Source organism: Lyngbya aestuarii BL J (assembly GCF_000478195.2).
GTDB lineage: Bacteria > Cyanobacteriota > Cyanobacteriia > Cyanobacteriales > Microcoleaceae > Capilliphycus > Capilliphycus aestuarii.
Window position 1 is genome coordinate 1 of the sequence record NZ_AUZM01000049.1, and the last position, 25,490, is coordinate 25,490.

At 41.8% G+C, this 25,490-nt stretch carries 19 protein-coding genes and 1 pseudogene; 14 read left to right on the top strand and 6 right to left on the bottom strand.

All coding sequences use genetic code 11. The features are described from left to right. Window positions 1-267: pseudogene (gene tnpA / locus M595_RS18715) on the top strand (IS200/IS605 family transposase); the annotation flags it as partial. 114 nt (window positions 268-381) lie between these two features. Here tnpA and M595_RS18720 read toward each other — a convergent pair. Together M595_RS18720 and nifJ are read right to left on the bottom strand one after the other, a co-directional pair. Continuing rightward, a complete protein-coding gene (locus M595_RS18720) occupies window positions 382-1,392 on the bottom strand; it encodes a dihydroorotate dehydrogenase-like protein (protein ID WP_023067975.1) in 1,011 nt (336 codons plus the stop codon). A 91-nt stretch (window positions 1,393-1,483) separates the two neighbouring features. After that, the gene (gene nifJ / locus M595_RS18725) at window positions 1,484-5,098 is read right to left on the bottom strand and encodes a pyruvate:ferredoxin (flavodoxin) oxidoreductase (protein ID WP_023068000.1); all 3,615 of its coding nucleotides are present in this window, start codon (window positions 5,096-5,098) and stop codon (window positions 1,484-1,486) included. Window positions 5,099-6,014: 916 nt separating this feature from the next. Between nifJ and hoxE the strand changes: the two genes are divergently transcribed. The 6 genes from hoxE to M595_RS18755 all read left to right on the top strand — a co-directional run bounded on the left by hoxE (window position 6,015) and on the right by M595_RS18755 (window position 12,902). Beyond that, window positions 6,015-6,545: a bidirectional hydrogenase complex protein HoxE gene (gene hoxE, locus M595_RS18730; RefSeq protein WP_023067979.1), complete on the top strand. Its 531-nt coding sequence runs from the start codon at window positions 6,015-6,017 to the stop codon at window positions 6,543-6,545. A 130-nt stretch (window positions 6,546-6,675) separates the two neighbouring features. Further along, window positions 6,676-8,292: a NuoF family protein gene (locus M595_RS18735; RefSeq protein WP_023067970.1), complete on the top strand. Its 1,617-nt coding sequence runs from the start codon at window positions 6,676-6,678 to the stop codon at window positions 8,290-8,292. A 32-nt stretch (window positions 8,293-8,324) separates the two neighbouring features. Continuing rightward, entirely contained in the window at window positions 8,325-9,971 is a 1,647-nt protein-coding gene (hcp, locus tag M595_RS18740) for a hydroxylamine reductase (RefSeq protein ID WP_023067978.1), read from the top strand. Between the two features lie 230 nt (window positions 9,972-10,201). Further along, window positions 10,202-10,918 (top strand): bidirectional hydrogenase complex protein HoxU, encoded by a 717-nt coding sequence (gene hoxU / locus M595_RS18745; protein WP_023067988.1) that lies wholly within the window; start codon window positions 10,202-10,204, stop codon window positions 10,916-10,918. After that, window positions 10,906-11,454: an NADH-quinone oxidoreductase subunit B family protein gene (locus tag M595_RS18750; RefSeq protein ID WP_023067976.1), complete on the top strand. Its 549-nt coding sequence runs from the start codon at window positions 10,906-10,908 to the stop codon at window positions 11,452-11,454. The genes hoxU and M595_RS18750 overlap by 13 nt, the downstream gene beginning before the upstream one ends. Before the next feature lie 17 nt (window positions 11,455-11,471). Next, window positions 11,472-12,902: a Ni/Fe hydrogenase subunit alpha gene (locus tag M595_RS18755; protein WP_023067990.1), complete on the top strand. Its 1,431-nt coding sequence runs from the start codon at window positions 11,472-11,474 to the stop codon at window positions 12,900-12,902. Window positions 12,903-12,971: 69 nt separating this feature from the next. Here the strand turns inward: M595_RS18755 and M595_RS18760 are convergent, their stop codons facing one another. Further along, window positions 12,972-13,307: a DUF2834 domain-containing protein gene (locus tag M595_RS18760; protein ID WP_023068002.1), complete on the bottom strand. Its 336-nt coding sequence runs from the start codon at window positions 13,305-13,307 to the stop codon at window positions 12,972-12,974. 137 nt (window positions 13,308-13,444) lie between these two features. Between M595_RS18760 and M595_RS18765 the strand changes: the two genes are divergently transcribed. Beyond that, entirely contained in the window at window positions 13,445-13,882 is a 438-nt protein-coding gene (locus tag M595_RS18765; protein ID WP_040484345.1) for a hydrogenase maturation protease, read from the top strand. On the opposite strand, the gene M595_RS18770 is transcribed toward M595_RS18765, so the two are convergent. Further along, a complete protein-coding gene (locus M595_RS18770) occupies window positions 13,879-14,517 on the bottom strand; it encodes a Uma2 family endonuclease (RefSeq protein ID WP_023067974.1) in 639 nt (212 codons plus the stop codon). The two genes, M595_RS18765 and M595_RS18770, sit on opposite strands and share 4 nt — an antisense overlap. A gap of 25 nt (window positions 14,518-14,542) precedes the next feature. Next, window positions 14,543-15,037, bottom strand: coding sequence for an ATP-dependent zinc protease family protein (locus tag M595_RS18775; protein ID WP_023067989.1), 495 nt, complete (start codon window positions 15,035-15,037; stop codon window positions 14,543-14,545). Between the two features lie 249 nt (window positions 15,038-15,286). Here M595_RS18775 and M595_RS18780 point away from each other — a divergent pair, with 249 nt between their 5' ends. From M595_RS18780 to M595_RS18805, 6 genes are all read left to right on the top strand, one after another. Then, complete coding sequence (locus M595_RS18780) at window positions 15,287-16,945, top strand: alpha/beta hydrolase (RefSeq protein WP_023067994.1); 1,659 nt, start codon at window positions 15,287-15,289, stop codon at window positions 16,943-16,945. 66 nt (window positions 16,946-17,011) lie between these two features. Beyond that, window positions 17,012-19,531: an alpha/beta hydrolase gene (locus tag M595_RS18785; RefSeq protein ID WP_023067997.1), complete on the top strand. Its 2,520-nt coding sequence runs from the start codon at window positions 17,012-17,014 to the stop codon at window positions 19,529-19,531. 71 nt (window positions 19,532-19,602) lie between these two features. Further along, the gene (locus M595_RS18790) at window positions 19,603-22,524 is read left to right on the top strand and encodes a glycerol-3-phosphate acyltransferase (RefSeq protein WP_040484342.1); all 2,922 of its coding nucleotides are present in this window, start codon (window positions 19,603-19,605) and stop codon (window positions 22,522-22,524) included. 45 nt (window positions 22,525-22,569) lie between these two features. Beyond that, window positions 22,570-23,394 carry an SGNH/GDSL hydrolase family protein gene (locus tag M595_RS18795; RefSeq protein ID WP_238987101.1) on the top strand — a complete coding sequence of 275 codons (825 nt, stop codon included), beginning with the start codon at window positions 22,570-22,572 and terminating at the stop codon, window positions 23,392-23,394. A gap of 129 nt (window positions 23,395-23,523) precedes the next feature. Further along, complete coding sequence (locus M595_RS18800) at window positions 23,524-24,537, top strand: succinate dehydrogenase/fumarate reductase iron-sulfur subunit (RefSeq protein WP_023067993.1); 1,014 nt, start codon at window positions 23,524-23,526, stop codon at window positions 24,535-24,537. Then, the gene (locus M595_RS18805; RefSeq protein ID WP_023067982.1) at window positions 24,534-24,725 is read left to right on the top strand and encodes a CAB/ELIP/HLIP family chlorophyll-binding protein; all 192 of its coding nucleotides are present in this window, start codon (window positions 24,534-24,536) and stop codon (window positions 24,723-24,725) included. Before M595_RS18800 ends, M595_RS18805 begins: the two co-directional genes overlap by 4 nt. Before the next feature lie 69 nt (window positions 24,726-24,794). Here the strand turns inward: M595_RS18805 and M595_RS30210 are convergent, their stop codons facing one another. Further along, a complete protein-coding gene (locus tag M595_RS30210; RefSeq protein WP_023067981.1) occupies window positions 24,795-25,475 on the bottom strand; it encodes a PPC domain-containing protein in 681 nt (226 codons plus the stop codon). Between the last annotated feature and the right edge of the window lie 15 nt (window positions 25,476-25,490).

The following is a 25,490-nucleotide window of genomic DNA, read 5'->3' on the forward strand; positions in this document are numbered from 1 at the left end:
TAATTGAATTTAACGGGGAAGACAATCATGTTCATCTTCTTTTTCAGTACCATCGGTGACATTGCTTTAAGTAATTTGGTTAATAATCTCAAATCTGTAACGTCTCGAAAGCTTAGACAAGAATTTTCCGACCACTTAAATTCTTTTTACTGGAAAGATGTTTTATGGAATGGCTCTTACTTTGTTGCTAGTTGTGGTGGAATAACTATTTCAACTCGGCGACAATATATCGAAAATCAGAACAAACCTAATTCCGATAAACCCTGACCGCAATTCATCTCACGCTGCTCTGTCGGGTCAGACGTGGGGCTTCTTGGGGAAGAAGCTAAATCCCCATAAAAATTGTTCCCTAGCTGAGAAAACTAGGGAAAAAACTTTATATTAGATGATACTTCGTTCAGGACGATAAGAAGTAATCGCTTTCATGTATTGAGCGCGTTCATAAGCTGATTTATCTTCACAATGGAGTTGAGACATCGACCCTTGCATCTGTTTAACAGACTCATATTCTTTCTCCTCCATCCAGCTTTTGATCTCAATTTCCATCGTCTGAAGGTAGGGAATTCCATGTCGTAATAACGCCGAACAAACATGAGTGACTTTTGCCCCTGCCATTAACAATTTTATCGCATCTCGACCCCGTTGAACGCCACTGGTTGAGGCTAAATCTGCGTTAATTCGACCATATAAAATTGCTATCCACCGCATCGGTAAACGCAAAGCTTGAGCATTGCTTAAAATCGAACCTGGTTCAACTTCTAATTCCTCGGGATTAATATCCGGTTGCAAGAAACGATTAAATAAAACTAACCCATCCGCCCCGGCTTCATCTAACTGTTTTGCCATGTTTGCCATATTGCTAAAAAACGGACTGAGTTTCACTGTAACGGGAATACTCACTTCCGCTTTCACTTCTCGCAAAGTATCAATATAATTCTGTTCAACTTGCGCTCCACTCATGTTAAAATCAGTGGGAACGTAGTAAATATTCAGTTCAATGGCATCGGCTCCGGCATCTTGTATAAGTTTGGCATATTCCACCCAACCGCCCGCAGAAAAGCCATTTAAACTGGCAATAATTGGAATTTGAACCGCTTGTTTAGCTTGGCGAATATGTTCTAAATAAAGTTCGGGGCCAACATGAAATTCATCGGGTTCAGGAAAGTAAGTTAACGCTTCTGCAAAACTTTCGGTACCGTATTCTAGATGATGTTGAAGTTCAAATTTTTCGCGTAATAATTGTTCTTCAAACAGTGAATGCAACCCCACCGCACCCGCCCCGGCATCTTCGAGGCGTTTAATATTATCAATATCTTCTGATAGGGGGGCTGCCGCAGACGGAACGAGAGGGGAACGTAAATTTAAGCCTAAATAGGTTGTCGTTATATCCATTGTTTTTGTCTCCAAATATTGAAAGTCGAGGCACGCTCAAAAGATTTTATCCCCCCTAACTGGGCTAAGAAAGGGGGGTTTTATTTAAGAATTAGGCTTCGGAAGTGGGTTTAACTCCGGCCGGGGTTTGCACTTGTTCTTCGTCGTTACCGTTATCAGAATCACCGTTTATTTCCGGCGAACGATTGGCTAAATATTGATACATTTCCCAACGAGTATTAACATCTTTTTGGGCTTGTTGCATTAACTTTTTAGCGTCCTCTGGTTTGCTCTTGGTTAACATCTTGAAACGGTTTTCTTGATACATCGAAACTTCTACGGGTTTCTTCGGCGATCGCGAATCAAGTTGCAACGGATTTTTACCTTGTTCTGCGAGTTCTGGATGATAACGATACAACAACCAACGACCACTTTCAACAATCTCTTTTTGCAGGTTCATGGCAGTCATCATATTAATCCCATGAGCAATACAATGAGAGTAGGCAATAATTAATGATGGCCCGTCATAAGCTTCGGCTTCTAAGAAAGCTTTTAAAGTGTGTTCATCTCGCGCCCCCATCGCCACACTCGCCACATAAACATTACCGTAAGTCATGGCAATTAAGCCTAAATCTTTCTTCGGTGCAGGTTTACCCCCGGCGGCAAATTTCGCCACCGCAGCGCGAGGTGTAGACTTAGAAGATTGACCTCCGGTATTAGAATAAACCTCGGTATCCATCACTAAAATATTGACATTTCGACCACTAGCTATGACATGATCGACACCGCCATAGCCAATATCATAAGCCCAACCATCCCCACCGAAAATCCAAACCGATTTTTTCACTAAATAATCAGCCACACTGACTAATTGTTGAGCATCGGGATCATCAACACCTCGCAGAGATTGTTTGAGTTGGGCGACGAGTTCCCGTTGTTCCCAAATATCGGCTTCTGATTTTTGCGGGTTGCTGAGAATTTGTGAGACTAAATTATCGCCAATCATTCCGCCTAATTTCTGCAATAATTCTGTGGCAAAAGCGGCGTGTTTGTCAATCGAAAGTCGGAACCCAAAACCAAATTCGGCGTTATCTTCAAACAAACTATTCGACCAAGCAGGCCCCCGTCCTTCGGCGTTTGTGGTGTAGGGTGTGGTGGGTAAATTTCCGCCGTAAATAGATGAACACCCTGTGGCATTTGCGATGATCATGCGATCGCCAAATAACTGGGTTGCTAGCTTAATATAAGGCGTTTCTCCGCAACCTGCACAAGCCCCAGAGAACTCAAATAACGGTTCTTGCCATTGTTGTTGACGAATGCGATCAACGTGCAGTTGACGGCGATCTGGGTTGGGTAAGTTGAGGAAGAAATCCCAATTTTCTCGTTCTTGTTCCCGCAGGGGAAGTTGGGGTTCCATATTAATCGCTTTGCGGGATGCCATCGATTTGTTTTTCGCCGGACAAATATCGACACAAATTCCGCATCCGGTACAATCTTCTGGGGCGACTTGAATGGTAAATTTTTGACCCGAATATTCCTTATCTTTAACTTTCGTAGATTTAAAGGTTTCCGGCGCCGTTTCTAATTCTTTTTCCTCATAAACTTTACCCCGAATTACCGCATGAGGACAAACCATAATACACTTACCACACTGGATGCAAACATCGGGGTCCCAAACAGGTATTTCTTGGGCGACGTTGCGTTTTTCCCATTTTGTAGTTCCGGTTGGATAGGTACCGTCGCAGGGTAAAGAACTTACGGGTAATTCATCGCCTTTTCCGGAAATGATTGCCCCTTCAATATCCTGAACAAATCGGGGCGCATTAACAGGAATTGGCGGTAAACGATGCAAATCGCTATTAACTTCACTGACGTTAACTTCGTGCAGATTGGCTAAGGTATTCTCTACGGCTTGAATATTCATGCGAACAATTTCCGCGCCTTTTTTGCCGTAGGTTTTTTCGATGGTTTTCTTGATTTTGGCGATCGCTTCTTCTCGGGGTAAAACACCCGCCAGGGCAAAGAAACAGGTTTGCATGATGGTATTGATCCGCCGTCCCATCCCACTTTCTCGGGCAACGGTATCGGCATCAATCACGTAGAATTTTAACTCTTTGCGAACGATTTCTTCCTGCATTTCTATGGGTAATTTACCCCAAACTTCTTCGGGACTGTAGGGACTGTTTAACAGGAAAGTTGAACCGTTTGCCGCAGATTTAAGAACGTCTAATTTTTCTACAAACGTCCATTGATGACAGCCGATAAAGTTGGCTTGAGAAATTAAATAAGTGGAACGAATGGGGTTCGGGCCGAAACGTAAGTGAGAAATTGTCACCGCCCCGGATTTTTTTGAGTCGTAAACAAAATAACCTTGGGCGTAGTTGTCGGTATCGTTGCCAATAATTTTAATTGAGTTTTTATTCGCCCCAACAGTACCGTCAGAACCCAACCCATAAAACATCGCCCGAACAACGTTATCGGGTTCGATAGAATATTCGGGTTCAAAGGGAAGGGAAGTTAAACTAACATCATCGTTAATTCCAACGGTGAAGTGATTTTTGAGTTTTCCTTGAGCCAGGTGATCAAATACGCCTTTGATCATTGCCGGAGTAAACTCTTTCGAGGATAAACCATAGCGTCCGCCAATGAGTTTCGGAAGTTGTCCGTCCCAAGCTTCCATGAAAGCGGTAACAACATCTAAATAAAGCGGTTCACCGCCTGCGCCCGGTTCTTTGGTGCGGTCTAAAACGGCAATACTTTTAACGGTTTTGGGGATGGCTTCGACGAAATATTGGTTATCCCAGGGGCGATACAACCGCACTTTTAACACCCCAACTTTTTCGTTTTGGGCTGTTAGGAAATCAACGGTTTCGTGAACGGTTTCGCAACCGGAACCCATGAGGATAATGATCTGTTCGGCATCGGGCGCACCGTGATATTCAAACAGTTTGTAATGCCGTCCGGTGAGTTCTCCCACTTGATCCATTGCGTGTTGAACCATTGCCGGACAAGCGGTATAGAATGAATTCACCGTTTCTCGGGCTTGGAAGTAAACATCGGGGTTTTGGGCGGTTCCTCGTAATACGGGGGCATCGGGGGTTAAGGCACGGGCGCGATGTTCATAAACGTATTTGTCGTCAATGACTGAACGCAACACCGACTCATCAAGGGTTTCGATTTTTTGGACTTCGTGGGAGGTGCGGAACCCGTCGAAGAAATGGACAAAGGGAAGGCGAGACTCTAGGGTAGCGGCTTGGGCAATTAAGGCAAAATCATGGGCTTCTTGGACGGAGGCCGAACACAACATCGCAAACCCTGTTGCCCGGGCAGCCATGACGTCGCTATGATCGCCAAAAATGGAGAGGCCTTGGGCGGCTAGACTACGTGCGGCAACGTGGATCACACAGCTTGTCAGTTCTCCAGCGATTTTATACATATTCGGGATCATTAACAATAATCCCTGAGATGCGGTGAAGGTGGTGGTCAGAGAACCCGCTTGTAAGGCCCCATGCACCGCCCCGGCTGCACCCCCTTCGCTTTGCATTTCCACCACTGACGGAATGCTTCCCCAGAGGTTCGGTTGGGCTTCGGACATCCAAGCATCTGACCATTCTCCCATCGGTGAGGAGGGGGTGATCGGGTAAATGGCAATCACTTCGTTGAGACGGTACGCAACACGGGCGACTGCTTCGTTTCCGTCGAGGGTTGCATAGGTTTTTGTGTTCATTTGGATTTCCTCTCAATGCTGCGGTTATCAGCAGATTAACGACTGATTAAAATGACTTCGTTTGATGCGACTGTATGGGGTTAAGGTTAAGGGTTTTCCTTTCTGTTATTAAACCTGCAAAAAATCTCATCCAATTTTACGACTCACGGCAATCATTGCTGTGTTGTGTTGAGTTCCTCAATATCAATTATAAACGGTTCTATATTCTTTAATCAACGGTTAAAAATTTAGGGTTAAGTTGTCGGGTTAAGTTGTCTGTTTCCCTTAAAAATTTACTCTGTTGATTCTGGGTTGGCGTTTATAGCCTGTTTTTGTTTTCTGATCTTGGCTTTCACACCAGAGTCTGATCGTTACCCCCATTTTCACTTGTTGAGCGGGTTGGTGAGCAGATTTGACATTTTAACGGGGACAACCTCCGATCTGGTCTTCTATGTTGATCTTCCAATAGATGTTCTGAAAAGGGATCGGCTCTTAATGTTTTTTAATACTTTGTGACTTTCTGTTGCTTTTTTCCAGCCGAGAACTTGAATCTAGGATTGGATTCGGGGGATTTTTCAGAAGATTTCTCCAGTCATAGCCACGTCTTTTTGTAAATAAACGATGATCTTACCACTCAATTTAATCGATTGACGGGTTAGATGTCTATTCAGCAGTAATTCTTAACAAACTTTGGGGACTGAATTTTAGAATAAATTTAACAATTGCGGACAAAATATTCCGATATAGTTAAAATTAGAAATTGAACCCTAACTAGAGGTTGGTTAACAAATTTACATAAACAACCGTGCTGTTGTTTTGAACAAGTTTGAATTGTCTTGTTGATCGTTAAAATTCCCTCAACGGTGTGAACAGTCAAAGATAGAAAGAACAGACCCTTCAACACCGAGAAGCAACGGAAATTGTCACCAAAAGAACTATGCAATCTTCGACAAAAAAACCCCCTGCATCGGGACAAACCCCAAATTCATCAACTCATCCGAGTGGCGATAAGCGCTTTAAGGTCTTAGATGTCACCATGAAACGCAGCCAATATCGTCAAGATGCCCTAATTGAAGTGCTACACAAAGCCCAAGAAGCTTTCGGGTATCTCGAAGATGACGTGTTAATGTACATCGCCCGTAACCTGAAACTGCCCCTCAGTAAAGTCTACGGCGTCGCCACCTTTTATCATCTATTTTCCCTCAAACCCGCAGGCCGTCATAACTGCGTCATCTGTATGGGGACAGCTTGTTACGTCAGAGGCGGTGACAAAGTGTTAGCCGCCCTCGAAGAACATACCGGAGTTCATTCAGGAGAAACCACCCCAGACGGTTTAGTTTCCCTGGTAACAGCCCGTTGTGTCGGGGCTTGTGGAATTGCCCCCGTTGTGGTCTATGACGGCAAAATGGCACCCCAACAAACCGCAGAATCTTCGGTTGAAAAAATCAAGGAATGGCAAGCGGAATAGGGAACAGGTAAGAGGCAAAAGCAAAGATTCATAATTCATCACTTTTGACTTCTTTCCTTCTGAACTTCTAATAAAAAACAGTTGGGTTTTTCAAGTTCAACCCAAGTTAAATTTGAGAGAAGAGAACACTATGGAACTTAACGATCTATTAGAACTCGCCGAACAAGAACGTCAATCCCTCAAAAGTATTCGCATTCTTTGTTGTACGTCTACAGGTTGTCAAGCCGCCAATTCTTTAGCCGTTAAAAAAGAAATGGAACAGGCCGTTAAAAAAGCCGGACTCCAAGATAAAGTGCAGGTGGTTGGCGTGGGTTGTATGGGATTTTGTGGAAAAGGCCCGATTGTCGAAGTCGAACCCGAAGGCTTACAATATGAAATTGTTAAACCGGAAGTTGCCGCTTCAATTATTGAGGGTTTAAATGGGGGAGAAGTTAAAGCGACACCCGGCGATCCCAAACATCCATTTTTCAGCCGTCAACTGTTAGTGGTTCGAGATAATAGCGGCAAAATTGACCCCGAAAAAATAGGCGAATATTTAGGTGTTGGTGGTTATCAAGCCCTGCATCACGCCATCTATGAAATGACCCCGGAAGATGTGGTTGCAGAAATCACAAAATCGGGTTTGAGAGGACGGGGCGGCGCCGGTTATCCGACGGGTTTAAAATGGGCAACGGTGGCGAAAATGCCCCCCGGACAAAAGTATGTGATTTGTAACGCTGACGAAGGTGATCCGGGCGCTTTTATGGATCGCAGTGTGCTTGAAAGTGATCCGCATCGGATTTTAGAAGGCATGGCGATCGCAGGCTATGCTGTTGGTGCAACTCAAGGATATATTTATGTTCGGGCAGAATATCCGTTAGCGATTTCTCGTCTCCAAAAAGCCATCCAACAAGCCAAACGTCAAAACATTTTAGGCACCCAAATTTTCGGATCGCCCGTTGATTTTACCGTCGATATTCGCGTCGGTGCCGGCGCGTTTGTTTGCGGGGAAGAAACCGCTTTAATTGCTTCCATTGATGGAAATCGAGGCGTACCTCGTCCCCGTCCTCCTTATCCTGCTGTTTCAGGGTTGTGGGGAGAACCGACATTAATTAACAACGTTGAAACATTGGCAAATATTGCCCCAATTATCCGTAAAGGTGCCGATTGGTTTGCTAGTATTGGCACCGAAAAAAGCAAAGGCACCAAAATATTCTCTCTAACGGGTAAAATAAGAAATACGGGATTAATTGAAGTTCCAATGGGAATTAGTCTCCGAGAAATTGTAGAAGAAATGGGCGGAGGAGTTCCCGATGGAGAAGTTAAAGCCGTACAAACAGGAGGGCCGTCAGGCGGTTGTATTCCGGTACATTTGTTAGATACACCTGTCGATTATGAATCTTTAACAAAATTAGGTTCAATGATGGGTTCGGGCGGTATGGTGGTGATGGATCAAGGCACTAGCATGATACAAGTGGCACAATTTTATATGGATTTTTGCCGCGAAGAAAGTTGTGGAAAATGTATTCCTTGTCGCGCCGGAACCGTACAAATGTATCAGCTTTTAACTAAACTGATTAAAAAACAAGCCACCGCAGCAGACCTCGAAAAACTCAAAGAATTGTGTGAGATGGTAAAAGCTACAAGTTTGTGTGGATTAGGACAAACGGCACCGAATCCGATTGTCAGTACCTTGCATTATTTTGAATCTGAATACACCGAATTATTGGTTTCTCAAGACGTTTCTAATAGCAAGGTTTTGGTTTAGTTAACCCGTTGAAGTTTCAAAGAGAATTAACCATGTTTTGTGAACAATGCGAACAAACCGCAAGCGGACAAGGCTGCCATCAGTGGGGCGCTTGTGGCAAAAGTCCAGAAGTGAATGCTGTACAAGATTTACTCGTTTATTGCTTGCGGGGAATTGCCCCTGTTGCCTTAAAAGCGAAGGAATTGGGAATATTAACCCATGAGGTTGATGTGTTTACCTGCGAGTCGTTGTTTTCCACAATGACTAACGTTAACTTCAATAAAAAACGCTTCGGGGAATATATTCAACACGCCATTCAATTGCGGGAAAATTTAAAAGCTGAAGTCGCAAAACATGAAGCTTCAGTTGAGTGGTCGGAGGTGAGTTGTTACGAACCAGACTACACCGAAAGTTTAGCCCAACAAGGTCAAGACATTGCCCTAAAATTTATCACCCAGTCAGAAAGCGACGTTGATATTTTTTCACTAAAACTGACGGTGCTTTATGGGGTGAAAGGGTTGGCATCCTACAGCTTTCACGCCCAAGAATTGGGTCAGGAAGATGACCGCATTTACCAATTTTGTTACGAAGCCTTAGCCGCTTTAGACCAAAACAACCTCAGTTTAGAAGATTGGGTGAATTTGGCGTTAAAAGTCGGAGAAATCAACTATTTGGCAATGGAATTGTTGGATGCGGGTCATACTCAAACCTACGGCCATCCGACGCCAACAGTTGTCCCGTTAAACCCGAAATTGGGTAAAGCAATATTAGTGTCGGGACACGACATTAAACAACTCGAAGCCATTCTCAAACAAACCGAAAATACCGGGATTACCGTTTACACACATGGCGAATTATTACCCGCCCACGGTTATCCGCTTTTAAAACAAAAATATCCCCATTTGTACGGGCATTATGGCACGGCTTGGCAGAATCAAACCAAAGATTTTGCTAAGTTTCCGGGGGCGATTATTGTCACGACAAACTGTTTAATGCCCACCCAAGAAACCTACGAAGATAAACTGTTTACAATTGGGCCGGTGGGTTATCCTGAGATTAGCTATTTGCCGGATATAGAAGACAATACCCCCAACTATACTCTCGCCATTCAAAAAGCCCTGGCATTACCAGGATTTACAGAAGAAAAAGAACCCCGTCAAGTCACCGTAGGTTTTGCCCGCAATAGTGTTTTAAATGTTGCCGATCAAGTTATTTCTGCTGTAAAAGAAGGCAAAATTCGTCATTTATTCCTGGTTGGGGGTTGTGATGGCGCGAAACCGGATCGCAATTATTACACCGAATTTGTGGAAAAAGTTCCCAAAGATTGTATTGTTTTAACGTTAGCTTGTGGTAAATTCCGCTTCTTCGATAAACAGTTGGGAGAGATTGGAAATTTGCCCCGGTTGATGGATGTTGGGCAGTGTAACGATGCCTATTCTGCCATTCAAATTGCGTTGGGATTAGCCCAAGCATTTGAGATGGATGTGAATGAATTGCCGTTATCGATGATTCTGTCTTGGTACGAACAAAAAGCCGTTGCGGTGTTGTTAAGCCTGTTGTATTTGGGAATTAAAGATATTCGCTTAGGGCCGACAATTCCCGCTTTTCTATCGGCAAACGTGTTGAATTTGTTATCGGAAAAATACAACCTGCAACCGATAACAACACCGGATCAAGATTTAGCTGCTTGTTTAGGTTGACCCCCACCAACCTCCCCCTAAAAGGAGGAGGCTAATTACACCCTCTCGATTTAAGAATAGTCCCGCCAGGGACACCTTTTCCCCCTCCAACTAATAAATAGTCCCTTCGGGACACGATTTTCCCCCTCTCCTTGTAGGAGAGGGTTAGGGAGAGGTAGGAGAGGGCTGGGGAGGGGTCGAGAAAGAGGTCAAAAAAACACCTATCCGACTCAAAGAGGAGAACACCATTTATGTCTGTAAAAACCCTGAAAATTAATGACATTGATGTAGCCGTTGAAGAAGGTTCAACCATCTTAGAAGCCGCCAAAGAAGCCGGGGTTCATATTCCCGTTCTTTGTCATTTAGAAGGAGTTTCTGATGTGGGGGCTTGTCGGTTATGTTTAGTCGAAATCAAAGGCCTTAACAAATTACTTCCTGCTTGTGTTACCGAAGTTTCTGAAGGAATGGAAGTCACAACACATAATTCTCAACTGCAAGACTATCGTAAAATGGTCGTAGAATTGTTATTCTCAGAAGGGAATCATGTTTGTGCAGTTTGTGTGTCAAATGGCAACTGTGAACTACAAGATGTCGCCATAGAAGTTGGGATGGATCATACCCGTTTTCCCTACAATTTTCCCAAGCGAGAAGTTGATATTTCTCATACACAATTTGGCATCGATCATAACCGTTGTATTCTCTGTACTCGCTGTGTTCGAGTCTGTGATGAAATTGAAGGCGCCCACGTTTGGGATGTCGCCGGACGGGGTGCCGATGCTAAAGTGATTACCGGGTTAAATCAACCTTGGGGTCAAGTTAGCGCTTGTACTTCTTGTGGAAAATGTGTAGATGCTTGTCCGACGGGTTCAATATTCCGAAAAGGATCTACAGTAGAAGAAATGATTCACGACCATTCTAAACTTGACTTTATCGTTACCGCACGGGAGAAAAAAGAATGGATAAGATAAGATTTGCAACCATTTGGTTAGCGGGTTGTTCCGGCTGTCATATGTCTTTTTTAGACTTAGATGAATGGCTAATTGATCTCGCCGAAAAAGTTGATGTTGTCTTCAGTCCGGTGGGCAGTGACATCAAAGAATTCCCCGAAAATGTAGATGTTTGTTTGGTGGAAGGGGCGGTCGCCAATGAAGAAAATTTTGAATTGTTAAAAAAAGCTAGAGAACGATCAAAATTGCTGATTTCTTTCGGAGACTGTGCAGTAACAGCGAACGTTCCTGCTATGCGAAATATGTTAGGGGGTTCCGAACCTGTTTTAAAACGTTGTTACTTAGAGTTAGGTGATGTCACGCCGCAAATTCCGAAAGACCCCGGTATTGTCCCGGAACTGCTTGAGCGGGTGCGCCCCATCCATGAAGTCGTGGATGTCGATTTGTTTTTACCGGGATGTCCGCCATCCGCCGATCGGATTAAAGCTGCGATCGCACCCTTATTAGAAGGAGAAACCCCCCAAATTGAAGGGCGAGAAATGCTCAAATTTGGATAAAAAAAGGATGATTATTTATGTCTAAAACTGTTGTCATTGATCCGGTAACACGAATAGAAGGTCATGCTAAAATTTCGGTCTATTTAGATGATGCGGGCGAAGTTGAAAATGCTCGATTTCACGTTGTAGAATTTCGGGGATTTGAGAAATTTTGCGAAGGTCGCCCGATGTTTGAAATGGCGGGAATTACCGCTAGAATTTGTGGAATTTGTCCGGTGAGTCATTTATTAGCGTCTGCAAAAACAGGCGATAAAATATTAGCGGTTCAAGTTCCTCCGGCGGGTGAAAAACTGCGGCGAATGATGAATTTAGCCCAGTTAACTCAATCCCATGCGCTATCGTTTTTCCACCTCAGTAGTCCTGATTTTCTCATCGGTTGGGATAGCGATCCTGCCAAACGAAATATATTCGGATTAATTGCTTCCGATCCCGATTTAGCACGGGGAGGAATTCGCCTGCGTCAGTTTGGTCAAACGGTGATTGAAATATTAGGCGCGAAGAAAATTCATGCGGCTTGGGCGGTGCCGGGAGGGGTGAGATCGCCGTTATCCGAAGAAGGTCGAACTTGGATAAAAGAACGCCTTCGGGAGTCAAAAGATACCGCAAAAAACGCCCTTTCTCTGTTTAAAAATTTGCTGGATTCTCACTTTACTGATGAGGTGGATGCCTTTGGAAAATTCCCCTCATTATTTATGAGTTTAGTTGCAGAAAATGGCGACTGGGAACATTACGGGGGTCATCTGCGGTTTGTTGATAGCGATGGGAATATTGTTGCCGATCGCTTGAGTGAAGATGATTACCAAGACTTCTTGGGAGAAGCGGTTGAAAGTTGGTCTTATCTCAAGTTTCCCTACTACAAACCGTTAGGATATCCGCAGGGAATGTACCGGGTTGGACCGTTAGCCCGGTTGAATGTTTGCGATCGCATTGGCACCCCAGAAGCCGATCAAGAATTACAAGAATTTCGCGATCGTGCGGGTGGACGAATTGCGACTTCTTCTTTCTTTTATCACTATGCGAGACTAATAGAAATTCTCGCTTGTTTGGAAGAAATTGAGCGTTTAGTTGACGATCCGGATGTCGTTTCTTCACGGGTTCGGGCGAAAGCAGGGATTAACAATTTAGAAGGAATTGGCGTGAGTGAAGCCCCACGCGGAACATTGTTTCATCACTACAATGTCGATGAAGATGGCTTAATTGAAAAGGTAAATTTGATTATTGCCACCGGACAAAATAACCTCGCCATGAATAAAACGGTCACTCAAATTGCCCAACATTATATTCATGGAAACGAGATTCCAGAGGGGCTATTAAACCGCGTAGAAGCTGGAATTCGGGCGTTTGATCCTTGTTTAAGTTGTTCGACTCATGCTATGGGTCAAATGCCTCTACAGGTTCAACTCATTCGCCCCGATGGTAGCATTGCCAACGAGGTTTTCCGCAATTAAGACCTATCAAAAGGGAAAAGGATGATGATTGAAAGTAAACCTTTTCCCTCTATTTAAACATTGTTATAATTAAGGATAAGTTGTATTTAGTTCATCTTCTAACTTGCCTTCCCGAACATATAAAAAGAGGGGAAGTGCAAAGGAATAAGCAATTAAAAACCCAATGAGGATATAAATAAATCCGAACTTTATACTTAAACGTTTAGATTCAAAATACATCCAAATCGAGCCAACAACAGTCGCAATAAACAAATCTAAACTAATCGATTGTGTCGCTAAGTTTCCCGAAGAAGCCGCCACAAATTCCCCTAAACTTCCGTTAGCAAAAAATTGAAGATTGTAATACCAGGGAAAAATTAAACCCGCTATTGCCAGTATTAGGTAAATTATTTTTTTGATATTCATACTATTTACATGATCTTAGCTTAATATATTTTATAATAACTTAAGTCTGTTGTTGTGCTTTAGCACAATTAAATCTTAGCCTTCTCGTAGAGTTGGGAAAAAATAAGCTTTGTGATCTGATGAATTTAGACTCAAAAATGACTCAAAAAACCGTCTTAGTGTTGGGATATGGTAATCCTATTCGCGGCGATGATGGGATCGGACAAACTGTAGCAACGGAAGTCGAAAACTGGAATCTTCCCAACGTGCGATCGCAAAGTTTACATCAGTTAGTTCCCGAAGTTGCAGAAACTTTATCTCAAGTGGATGTAGCAATTTTTGTGGATGCGTCGATAACAGGAGAAACTGTAGAACTTTTAGCTGTAGAACCCTTAGAAAAAACAGAACTGAACTGGGGACATCATCTCAATCCTCAGTCTTTATTAACTTTAGCAAAAAATCTGTATAACAAAACGCCTGAAGCTTGGTTAATTTCGGTTCCGGGTGTTGATTTTGAATTGGGTGAAAATCTCTCGGAAACAGCAAAACAAGGTGTAACAATTGCGTTAGAAAAAATTAAACAGTTAATCACTTAAATATTGTCTTTTATCCACAGTCTAAACTCTCGAACGGCTTGACTTCTTCCTTGAGTTAATGCTTTTTTGACAAACTGATTCATCAAGTTAATAATCGGAATACCCGGAAAATTGGGGCTAGTTTCAGACTTGACATATTCACCCGATTGCAGTAAATTAATCTCTAGACCTTGACGACTATAACGCCAAAGTTCAGGAACTCCTAACAAACGATAATTGTCAAATTGAGTTCGAGAAGTAATATCAATTTCAATAGCGAGATCGGGAGGCGGATCAACGGTTAAATCAATTCGATTTTTACCAATCACTGCTTGATGATTTTGAATATAAAAACAGGTATCTGCTTCTATGGCTTGGGTCATTTTTTCACTTTTAAACGTGGTTGAACCCAAAGCCTCAAAATCAATATCAAGTGCATCCAATAACATTCTAACTAATTCCCCAATGATTTCTTTGTCTTTTTCATGTTCGGGTAAAGGCACCATAATTTCTAACACTCCATCACTATAAGACAACCGAGAAGCACGGCTTTCTCCGAGTTCTTCTAAAATTTGTTCAAATTCTTGCCAAGTAATATCTTTCAGCAAAACTTGATGACCGGGTGGTACACTAATTTTTTTTACATCAATTTTCATTATGGATATAACTCCTAAAAAAATATTAATCTGAATCTAATTCATCGTCATTTTCGTGTTCATACAATCCTAAATCAGTCGGTTTATGACTGAGTAAATAAGACTTACCGGGATGGACTAAAAAATGTTCTCGTACCGCAGCCCGTCCCAGTAACATCCGAAACCCCATCACATCTCGATTGGTTAAAGTCAGTTCAATTGGCCATTGTTGTCCGTGAAGTTCAACTGTCGTTAAAATTGCGATTCTTTTTTCGGCGTGACCTCCAGAGTTCCGAACTTCTCGTTCATCTAAAATCTCAGCTTCTGCGGTGATTATTTTCGATGTATTTCGTTGAAAAGGGTGCATTTGAAAGCGAACCCAGTGCTTTTCATCTTTCCAAAAGGTTTCGACATGAAAAGCGTGGATGGCGGAGGAACGGGCGCCTGTATCAATTTTTGCTTTGATGGCGGTTACTCCGAGTGAGGGTAATACAATCCACTCTCGCCAACCGATGATTGATAATTGTTTTTGTTTGGACAATTTAAACTTGATTTAAACGTTTTCATTACGACTCTAATTTTAGATTTTATCTCAAACGGTATTTAAAGTCACTAGATTAAAACAGTTTTGAAGCAAAATACAATTCTGCTGAGAGAAAAGGAACACGTTTTTAGAAATAAGGTTTAAAATCTATCAAGGATGCCTCTACTGGGTTGATCTTCTCGTAATTTTATCAGAATGAGGAGTCATCATCGAACAAACAAGCTCTAAATTAATTGACTAAAAAAAATGAAGAATATCTTTAAAAAATATCGCTGGCTGGCCTTGGGTGCTTTATCTTTTATTTTGAATTCCTTTCCGGTTGCTGCGGCGGAACGCATTTACATTGACTATGGTTCAATGGAAACTTCTGTTTCTGTGACCACTTTAGAAAGTTATGCCAAAGATAATAAAACTGAGCCTGAACTTTCTCCCTATCTTAATCTTTTAACGGTAGAACAACAAGAACAATTTCGTCAACTGTTAAAAATGCAGTTAACATTTGATTCCCAACAGGTTCAGCAAGTTTTTAAAGCTAAAATGGGAGAACTTTTATTTGAAACCATTGGAGAAATGATTCAGGTCAAAGAGGATGAAAATGGCGCTGTTGCTCTCCAAAATGCTGTCCTTAAAGCCGCAGCTAATCCCGAAGGTTTAACTCTCCTAAATATCATCCGTCAGTTCCCTGGAGAAATTCAGCTTGATATTCTTAAAATTCAGGAATTATTTGACAATTTCTCTAGTTTAAGACAAGAAACGCTCTCTTTAGTTAAAACTTTAGAAATAAAGACTCAAGCAGAAGCTCAACAGGAGCCAGAAACCGACTTTTCTCAGTTAGCAGATATTCGTACAACAGGTCAATATAAAGTTTCCCGAGAAACATTTACACTACAAGATGCTCAACGGAATCGTGAATTTAATGTTAATCTTTATTTTCCAACGCAATTACAAGGAGAACCCGAATCTATTCCTATTATTGTCATTTCACCCGGTTTAGGTGCAACATCTGAAACCTGGTTACATCTTGTTAAACATCTCGTTTCTCATGGATATTTTGTCGCTACTGTTCATCATCCTGGAAGTAACTTTAGCCATTTACAAGCCTTTTTTGAAGGACGAGAGACTGATGTTTTTGACGTGCAAGAATTTATTAATCGTCCTTTAGATATAACCCAGGTTCTCAACGAACTCGAAGATCGAAACTTGTCTCAATTTCAGGGAAAACTGAACCTCAAAAAAGTTGGAATTGCAGGTCAATCTTTCGGTGCTTATACCGCCCTTGCTTTAGCCGGAGCAAAAATAAACTTTGAGCAACTTAAACAAGATTGTCGTTCTCCCATTGAACTCTTAAATCTTTCTCGTCTGTTACAATGTCAAGCCCTCACACTTCCTCAACAAAATTATAACTTAAAAGATGACCGAATTCAAGCCATTTTTCTAGTCGATCCAGTCAGTAGTAGTGTGTTTGGTCAAGCTAGTTTAAGTGAAGTTAATCTGCCTATTTTTTGGGGTTCTGGAAGCAATGATCGACTAACCCCTGTGATCCTCGAACAACTGCATTCTTTCACTTGGTTATCCTCGAAAAACAAATATTTTGCACTAACCAAAGGATCACAACACCTCAATCTTAATTTTTCAGCGTTGCAAAAATTGCGTTCTTTAGAAGAAGAAGCTTTACCGGAATTAGTGAGTCAAAACTTACCCGTCGTTGAATCCTATGTTAATGCTTTGAGTCTGGCATTTTTCCAAGTTTATGTCGCCAATCAGCCTAACTACCAGCCCTATTTACGTTCCTCCTATGCAATGATGATTAGCCAAGAACCTCATACCCTAAGTTTCCTCTCCTCCTCAACTTCCCACCAACTTACAGATATTTTGACTCAGATAATCGGGAGTACAAATAAATAACCCGGAAATTATCAAAAGTGACCCGAACTATCTATACTAAATGATAACCCTTAAGTTTGATTCAACATGAACAAGCTCGTTCAGCTAGCCCGAGTCAGTCTCGTCAGTTTACTCTCTTCAAGTTTAGTTTTGAGTTGTGGAATATTACCCAGTTTATTCAAGCCAAAAGCCGCTTTGGGAGCCGAACAGATTACCTTTTCCTATCCTCCCATCAGTGTTTATATGTCTGTTCAGAACTTGGAGACTTTTGTCAATGAGGGCAGAATAACAGGTGATTTTGGAGTTTATGCCCAGTTAATTGGTAAAAACAGATTGGGAGATTTTCGTAAAATTTTAGGACAGCGTTTTGATGTCAACCCTGAAATTGTTTCTCGGGCAATTAATATGCCCCTTGCTGACCCGTTATTTGAAAGATTAGGACAACTCTTGCAAACCGAGGCTAATATCAATGGTTCTGAGGCTTTACGCTTGGCAATTATGACTGCTGCTTCAGATCCGGAGGGGTTCACATTATTAAATGTAATTCGGAAATTTCCGGCTGAAAGTATCCAAGTTGATGCTAATCTCATCTTTGAACTTGCTGAAGAATTACCTATTCTATTAGGATATCGAGAAGTTGCAACTCAAGTCATCATTAAAGAAGCACAAACTGAAGCCGCATCCGAACCCAAAGTTGATTTTTCTCAATTAACCGATTTACGAGAACCGGGGCCTTATAAACTCACTAAAAAAGAAGTCAGCTTTCAAATTAGAAATATTCGTCAAACCGAGACAGGTTTAGCGGGTTCCTATCAACTCGATGTCGATTTTCTCATCCCAGAAGGACTCACCGAACCCGTTCCTTTAATTATTTCTAGTCATGGTTTTGGTTCCTACAAAGGTCACGATAGTTTAGCCCGACATATTGCGTCTTATGGGTTTATTGTTGCTACTCCTGAACACATTGGAAGTAGTTTAGGATATCGAGACGCCTTTATTCGAGGCGAGGTAGATTTATTGCTCAGTCCGATTGAATATATCAGCCGTCCTTTAGATATTATTTATCTATTAGATGAGGTTGAAAAGTTAGTTAAAACCGATCCCTTTTGGAAAAAACTAATTGATTTTGATCAAATTGGTGCGATTGGGAATTCCTTTGGAGGAACAACAGCTTTAGCTTTAGGGGGTGCAGAAATAAACTACAATCGACTCAGACAACAATGTACACCGGATCTCTTTACCTTAAATGTGTCTTTATTACTGCAATGTCGAGCGGTTTATCTCCCTCAAAATAACTATGATTTACGAGATCCTCGCATTAAAGCAATTGTTGCCGCTCATCCCCTAACGAGCGCATTATACGGCCCGGAAGGAATGAGTAAAGTCGAAGTTCCTACCTTAATGGTTGCGGGTGCTAATGATATTGTTACTCCAGTTATTCAAGAACAAATTCATCCTTTTTTGTGGTTGAATTCCCCGGAAAAATATCTCTCGTTATTAAACCCCGGAACCCATTTTTCTTCAACACTGCGTTCGGATACAAAAGGCGTTGCAGGTGTTCCTAAATTTATTATTGGCACAAACTTTGACTTGGGAAGACCTTATTTCTTTGGCTTAAGCACGGCATTTTTTAATGTCTATCTCAAACAACGTCAACAAGACTTACCTTACCTGAGTTCTGCTTACAATAAATCTCTCAGTCAAGACGGCTTAGATATTAACTTTATTCAGTCCCTTTCTCTGTCCCAACTCGAAGCCGCTTATGGAGGGCCAGCACCCGCCCCACTCTTACCCAAATCCCCAATTGTTGAGCTTCCCCCACCCCCCACAGGAGAAACAATTTTAGAAGAAATTAAACGCACAGGAGTTTTAAAAGCCGCCATGAGACGGGATGCGGTTCCCTTCGGTTATATTGATGAGAAACAGAATTGGACAGGATATTGTTCAGACTTTTTGAATGATTTTGCGAATCATTTAACCGAAAAACTAGATACATCTGTTAAAGTTCAATTAGTTCGATTTCCATCTAATATTGATAACCGTTTTCAATTAGTTCGTAACCAAACTGTCCATCTCGAATGTGGCCCGAATACAATTAGCAATAATATTCCAGGGGTTACTTTTTCTCAACCTTTCTTTGTAACCGGAACCCAATTTTTAATTCAAACCAAAAACGAAGCTCAAATTCAGCCCAACACGAGCTTAAATGGCCTCAAAACCGGAGTCGTTAGAAACTCAAGCAATGAACAATTTATCCGACAACAATATCCGCAAACAAAACCCATTTATTTTCGCGGAGAAAATGCCATATCAGATGCCGTGAAAGCAGTAACAAATAACCAAATTGATACCTTCGCTAATGACGGAATTCTCACGCTCGGAGAACTCTTTAGACAAAAAGTTCCGATTGAAGACTACACCTTAGTTCCCGAAAAACCCCTCACCTGTGATTTTTATGGGTTAGCTTTACCGAATAACGATACCCGGTGGCGGAGAATGGTCAACAGTTTTATTGATAGTCAACAGGCTGAACAAGTTTGGGAAGGTTGGTTTACCTTTGCCTTTCCCTATGTCTTATTGAACCTAGATTATTGTGTCAATCGTTAAATATTTGATTGCCGAGTTCGCCATCTGACGATAAAACATGAGAATATTGTCTTACGCATAACGATAATCAAATGTTCTTTGGGAAACTAATCGTTTTCATTCTCAGTAGTTTTAGCTTGGGTGCCCTCCCTCTAACTCACTTTGTCGTCAAAATTTTGACGGGTATCGACTTAACCCAAGTCGGTACGGGGAACGTCAGTGTCGCCGCCGCCTTCACCCACGCGGGAAAAAAAGCCGGAATCGCCGCCGTTTTAGCCGAGATAGCCCGAGGAATTCTACCCATTCTACTTGCAAAAGCCTGGTTTCCTGGCATTTCTGCCTTAGAATTAGTAGGATTAATCTTTCTAGTTTTAGGGCGATATTTCGTCGCTCGGGGTGGAGGTGTTACCAACGCCACTTGGGGAACTCTAGTTTACTCTGTCACCGTGACCTTGAGTACAATCATCACAGGCTTAGTCATCTGGCAAATTGGGCGTTTAGTGACTCCCTCTCATCCGACTCAAGCCAGACTCAGGGCTGTGCGTTGGGGTTGTCTAAGCGGGCCGTTTTGGGTAGGATTGTGGCGTATTCCCTTCACGACTTCCCTCGCTGACTTTCTTTTAGAAATCTTGGCAGCTATTGGTTTAGCGGTTACTTTAGTAGTTATTAATTTGCGTCAAGGAGATGATTTTGGTTTGTATAAAAAACAGCGTTTATTAACTTTATCAGACCCCTTAGATGAAACCATTTATGGTGCAAAAGCCAGTCGATTGAGTCAACTGAAACGAGCGGGGTTTAAAGTACCTTCCGGTTGGGTTTTACCTGCCTTTAAACTGAAAACACAAACTTCACCTAAACTTTCTCATTTTAGTCTACCGATTCCGAATGCTAATCTGCCCTTAATTGTCAGGTCTTCAGCAATAGGAGAAGATAGCGAGAACAATTCCGCCGCCGGACAATATCAAACAATTGGGCCTGTTACCACAGAGACAGAATTAATCGAAGCTATTGATTGTTGTCGTCAGTCCTATTGGAGTTCAGAGGCAATTTCCTATCGGCGTCAGCGCCAAATTCCAGATGAAGGAATTGCGATTTTAATTCAACCTTATATTAGTAGCAAAGCCGCCGGGGTAATGTTTAGTCGTCATCCCCTCGATGGGTCTACAAAAGTGATTATTGAAGCGTTACCAGGCGGTGCAGAAAGCGTGGTTGGGGGTAAATTTACACCCCTTCATTTAGAGATTGACTTCACTAATCTGAAATCAAAAAAAGAGATGTCAAATGTTCTCAAAAATTCATCTCTTTTACCGAGAAATATTATCGCTGAATTGGTTAAATTGGCTCAAGACATTGAAGTTTTTTATCATGGTTTACCTCAAGATATTGAATGGGGTTGGGATGAGGAGAATATCTGGATTTTACAAAGTCGTCCCATTACAAATTTAAGACCCATTTGGACAAGAACAATTGCCTCAGAAGTCATTCCGGGGACAATTCCCCCTTTAACGTGGTCAATTAATCGTCCTTTAACCTGTGGGGTTTGGGGCGAAATTTTTACACTGGTTTTGGGAGAAGAAAAAGCCGCATCATTAGATTTTAAAGAAACAGCAACCTTGTTAGGTTCTCATGCTTACTTTAATGCCACCTTACTCGGTGCAATTTTTCGGATGATGGGATTACCCGAACAGGGCTTAGAGTTCTTACTAAGAGGTCAAAAAATGGGTAAACCTCCCCTGAGTAAAGTTTTACCTTCTTTACCCGGGTTGTTACGTTTAGTACGGCGAGAAATGATTTTAGCTCAATCGTTTCAGCGAGATTATCGTCAAACCTTTTTACCTGCCTTAAACCGACTTAAAGCCGAGTCTAATAATCAGTCTTCTCCCTTGAATTCTCAATCTCTGACTGAACTACTTGACCGGACAGAACGGATTCAAGAATTACTGAAATCTCTCACTTATTATAATATTTTGGGGCCGATTGGGTTAGCCATTCGACGCACTATTTTTCGAGTTTCTGATGAATGGTTGCCCACCGAAAACAACCCCGAAGTTATGGCAATGTGTTCGCTTCAAACGTTAGCGGATAAATTTCGAGAACAAATCTCCATCAATGAAACCGCTTCATTATCTGAATTAGAACAACAATTCAATCAAATCTCTGATTTACAAGTTGAATTTACCGAGTGGTTAAATACTTATGGTTATTTAAGTGAAGTGGGTACTAATATTGCAGTATTAACCTGGAAAGAACAACCCGAAGTGTTTCAAAAAAGCTTTTTATCAATGATTCAAAATCCAACGGTTAAAGTTGAAAAATTCAATCCAAATAAGTTGAGTTTTGGACAACGTTGGCGACTGTCTCAATGTCGAGAAAGAGCGATAATTAAAGGAAAAATTGCTGAAGCTTATGGTAAACTTTTAGCCAATCTCCGGTGGACATTTTTAGCCATTGCTGAAAAAGGAATTGCCCTAAATCTTTTAGACAAAACTGATGACATTTTCTTTTTGGAATTTGCAGAAATTCAAGATTGGATTCGTCAAGATAATACAGGTACTCTGAAAATAAAAGTCAAGGAAAGACGAGAAAAATTTGAACAAAATCAAACCCTTAAAGTTCCTAATTTGGTTTACGGAAATACATTGCCTAAAACTTTAAATTCTACAAAAATTGAATCCCAAAATTCCTCGATTTTTACTGGAATTCCAGCGAGTGTTGGCTGTGTAGAAGGCATAATTCAAATTTGTCGGAGTATTGGAGATAGTCTGAACAACAGTTCAGAAAAATATATTTTAGTTGTTCCTTATACCGATGCAGGTTGGGCGCCTTTGCTCATCAATGCTCAAGCAATTATTTCCGAAGTCGGTGGACAACTTTCTCATGGCGCAATTATCGCTCGTGAATATCGAATTCCGGCTGTGATGAATATTCCAAATGCAGTTTCTTTGTTTAGAAATGGTCAACGAGTACGAGTTGACGGTTATCAAGGAACGGTAGAAATTTTAGCTGAGAATTAGGTTTGATAAACTTCAATTACAGGAGTGTTAATTAAACTGTTTGCTATGAAGAAAAAAATCACTACAATCCCTTTTTATAAAACTAAAATATTACCGCTTTCCCTTCTGATACGAGCAATTTCTGCGTTACTCACTGTGGGAATAGTTATTAGCATTCCCTCACCTCCGGTTGCTGTTGAACCGACTCCTGAACCTCAACAATTAACTCCCCTACAAGGAAAACAAAAAATTATCTTATTGGGGGATAGTATTACCCAAGCAGGCGGAAATTATGGGGGTTACGTCTGGTTAATGCAGCGATATCTGAATACTCTCTATCCTCAATCTAAAATTGAACTGATTCAAGCCGGAGTCTCCGGTCAAACTTCTGCTGATTTACAACAACGATTTCAACAAGATGTTCTCGATAAACAACCCGATTTGGTGACAATTAATGTCGGTGTTAACGATATTATTCAAAGTTTTAAAACTGCTGCAAATGAGTCACAAAATACAGCTAATATCGAAACTTATCGTCAAAAATTAACGGCAATGGTGAAAGCAGCACAAGCTCGAAATATACCCATTTTATTTTTGTCTCCTACTATTATTACTGAAGATTTAAACAGTCGAGAAAATATCCGTCTGCGTGAATATATTGCCGTTATGCGAGCCGTTTCTACTCAAAATAGATGTCAATTTCTCGATCTAAATCTTCCCTTTCGAGATGTAATTTTAACCTATCAACGTTATGGTGGACAGGCTCAAAATATCCTGACTCGGGATGGGATTCATCCTAATTTAGCAGGTCATCAAATTTTGGCTTATACAATTTTAAGAAGTTGGGGGATTCCTGAACAACAAATCAAAAAATTACAAGTGATCGAGTAATCGATTTCTACCTCATCCACCCGCTCATCTGATCAAGCAAATCTGGAGTTTTAATGAAAATTTTCAGCCGATTCTAGCCAATCACTCAGACAGTCCTTATACTAAGAAATAAAGCCTCACTCAAAAAATATGGAAGTTCAGTTTAAGATTATTCGTCAAACTCAAGACAGCAGCCCTCGCATTCAAACCTACAAACTAGAAGTCGAGCCCGGAAATACAATTCTTGAATGTCTAAATCGCATTAAATGGGAACTAGACGGCACCTTAGCCTTTCGTAAAAATTGCCGCAATACCATCTGCGGAAGTTGTGGAATGCGAATTAATGGCCGTTCCGCTTTAGCCTGTAAAGAAAATATTACCAGTGAATTGGCTCGTTTAGAACAAATCGCCGCCTCAAGTTCCGCCCCAACTGCATCCAACGGCATTCCCGAAATTACCATTGCACCGATGGGAAATATGCCTGTTATCAAAGATTTGGTGGTCGATATGAAGCGGTTTTGGGGCAATCTCAACAAAGTTGAACCCTATGTTAGTACCCAGAGTCGCGATATTCCCGAACGTGAATTTTTACAGACTCCCGAAGAACGAGCAAAACTCAACCAAATGGGAAATTGTATTCTCTGTGGGGCTTGTTACTCAGAATGTAATGCCTTAGAAGTCAATCCCGAATTTGCCGGCCCCCATGCCCTGGCCAAAGCCCAACGGATGATTGCCGATAACCGTGACGATCACACCGAAGAACGCTTAGAAGATTACAATCAAGGAACAGAAGGCGTTTGGGGTTGTACTCGCTGCTTCAACTGTAACACCGCCTGTCCGATGGAAGTTGCCCCGATGGATCAGATCACCAAAATTAAACACGAAATCCTTGAACGCAAAAATGCCGGGGATAGCACTGCCATTCGTCATCGCAAAGTGCTAGTGGATTTGGTCAAACAAGGCGGATGGGTCGATGAACGCAAGTTTGGTATTTTAGTGATTGGGAACTATTTCCGTGATGTCAAAGCATTGCTCGGTTTGGGGCCTTTGGGCTTGAAAATGCTCACTCGAGGTAAGTTTCCGTTGAGCTTTGAACCCTCAGAAGGTACAAAAACCGTGCGATCGCTGATCGAATCTGTTCAACGTTTGGAGCAACAAAAATGAGTTCTTCTACGCCTCCGTCTACAGACTCCAATTCCCCTCCCAACTCAACTTCGGCTGAACCTGGGTTTGGTTGGACTCGCTATGCCGAGAAGATTAATGGTCGCTTTGCAATGGTGGGTTTTATTCTCCTTTTGGGATTGGAGTTTTTTACGGGTCAAGATTTATTCACCTGGCTCGGTTTACGTTAAAATTGAGAGGAATTAATAGGAATGAGGGAATTGATCATCACTCAATTTTACAGTCCTCATTCCCTATTTTTACTTAATTTTGAGGTTGTATTGGCCCTTTCCCTGATCATCGTAGGAATTAACAATCACTCGATAAGTCCCCTCACTCGGTAACGTTACCGTAATTTGAGAATTTGAGTTGCTTTGATTGATATCATCATGTTCTTCGAGCAACGCATTATCCGGTGTAAAAATCGCTAAATAAGTATCAAAGTCACTACTATCAAGCGTAATTGTTACTTCCTGTCCTTCTACTCCCTCAAAAGTATATTCATCATACAAACTCCCATCAGACGCCAGCACAGAATCACCTTCACCGAGTTCGCCCTGCTCATTTAAAATGAAATCAGAGGTCTGTGAATCTTCTGGATTAGGAGACTCTGGCTGTTCGTCGGGAGTGGGAGTGGGAGTGGGAGTGGGAGTGGGAGTGGGAATTGCTTCGGGTGTCGGAGACTCAGCCGGACTCGGAGTTTCTGTCGTCGGGGGACTACTTTCCGGCTCAGGAGAGGCTTCCGGTTCAGGATCAGCTTCCGGTGCGGGTGTTTCCTGAGCGAGCAGATCACCCAACTGAATCTCTTTGATCCCACGAACATCGGTATCGGTTGATGTTTCTCCTAAACGAGATTGAACCGTTAAAGAAGAACTCAGAGCATGAGCAGGAAAAACGGTCAGTAGACTGGCAATCACGACCCAAAATTGAATTTGATGCATAAATAACCTCAATAG

Coding starts and splice junctions, on each gene's coding strand:
- M595_RS18790 (WP_040484342.1), top strand. CDS start 19,603: ATGTTCTTTGGGAAACTAATCGTTTTCATTCTCAGTAGTTTTAGCTTG.
- M595_RS18720 (WP_023067975.1), bottom strand. CDS start 1,392: ATGGATATAACGACAACCTATTTAGGCTTAAATTTACGTTCCCCTCTC.
- M595_RS18795 (WP_238987101.1), top strand. CDS start 22,570: ATGAAGAAAAAAATCACTACAATCCCTTTTTATAAAACTAAAATATTA.
- M595_RS18770 (WP_023067974.1), bottom strand. CDS start 14,517: ATGAAAATTGATGTAAAAAAAATTAGTGTACCACCCGGTCATCAAGTT.
- hcp (WP_023067978.1), top strand. CDS start 8,325: ATGTTTTGTGAACAATGCGAACAAACCGCAAGCGGACAAGGCTGCCAT.
- hoxE (WP_023067979.1), top strand. CDS start 6,015: ATGCAATCTTCGACAAAAAAACCCCCTGCATCGGGACAAACCCCAAAT.
- M595_RS18735 (WP_023067970.1), top strand. CDS start 6,676: ATGGAACTTAACGATCTATTAGAACTCGCCGAACAAGAACGTCAATCC.
- M595_RS18750 (WP_023067976.1), top strand. CDS start 10,906: ATGGATAAGATAAGATTTGCAACCATTTGGTTAGCGGGTTGTTCCGGC.
- hoxU (WP_023067988.1), top strand. CDS start 10,202: ATGTCTGTAAAAACCCTGAAAATTAATGACATTGATGTAGCCGTTGAA.
- M595_RS18755 (WP_023067990.1), top strand. CDS start 11,472: ATGTCTAAAACTGTTGTCATTGATCCGGTAACACGAATAGAAGGTCAT.
- M595_RS18800 (WP_023067993.1), top strand. CDS start 23,524: ATGGAAGTTCAGTTTAAGATTATTCGTCAAACTCAAGACAGCAGCCCT.
- M595_RS18785 (WP_023067997.1), top strand. CDS start 17,012: ATGAACAAGCTCGTTCAGCTAGCCCGAGTCAGTCTCGTCAGTTTACTC.
- nifJ (WP_023068000.1), bottom strand. CDS start 5,098: ATGAACACAAAAACCTATGCAACCCTCGACGGAAACGAAGCAGTCGCC.
- M595_RS30210 (WP_023067981.1), bottom strand. CDS start 25,475: ATGCATCAAATTCAATTTTGGGTCGTGATTGCCAGTCTACTGACCGTT.
- M595_RS18765 (WP_040484345.1), top strand. CDS start 13,445: ATGACTCAAAAAACCGTCTTAGTGTTGGGATATGGTAATCCTATTCGC.
- M595_RS18780 (WP_023067994.1), top strand. CDS start 15,287: ATGAAGAATATCTTTAAAAAATATCGCTGGCTGGCCTTGGGTGCTTTA.
- M595_RS18760 (WP_023068002.1), bottom strand. CDS start 13,307: ATGAATATCAAAAAAATAATTTACCTAATACTGGCAATAGCGGGTTTA.
- M595_RS18805 (WP_023067982.1), top strand. CDS start 24,534: ATGAGTTCTTCTACGCCTCCGTCTACAGACTCCAATTCCCCTCCCAAC.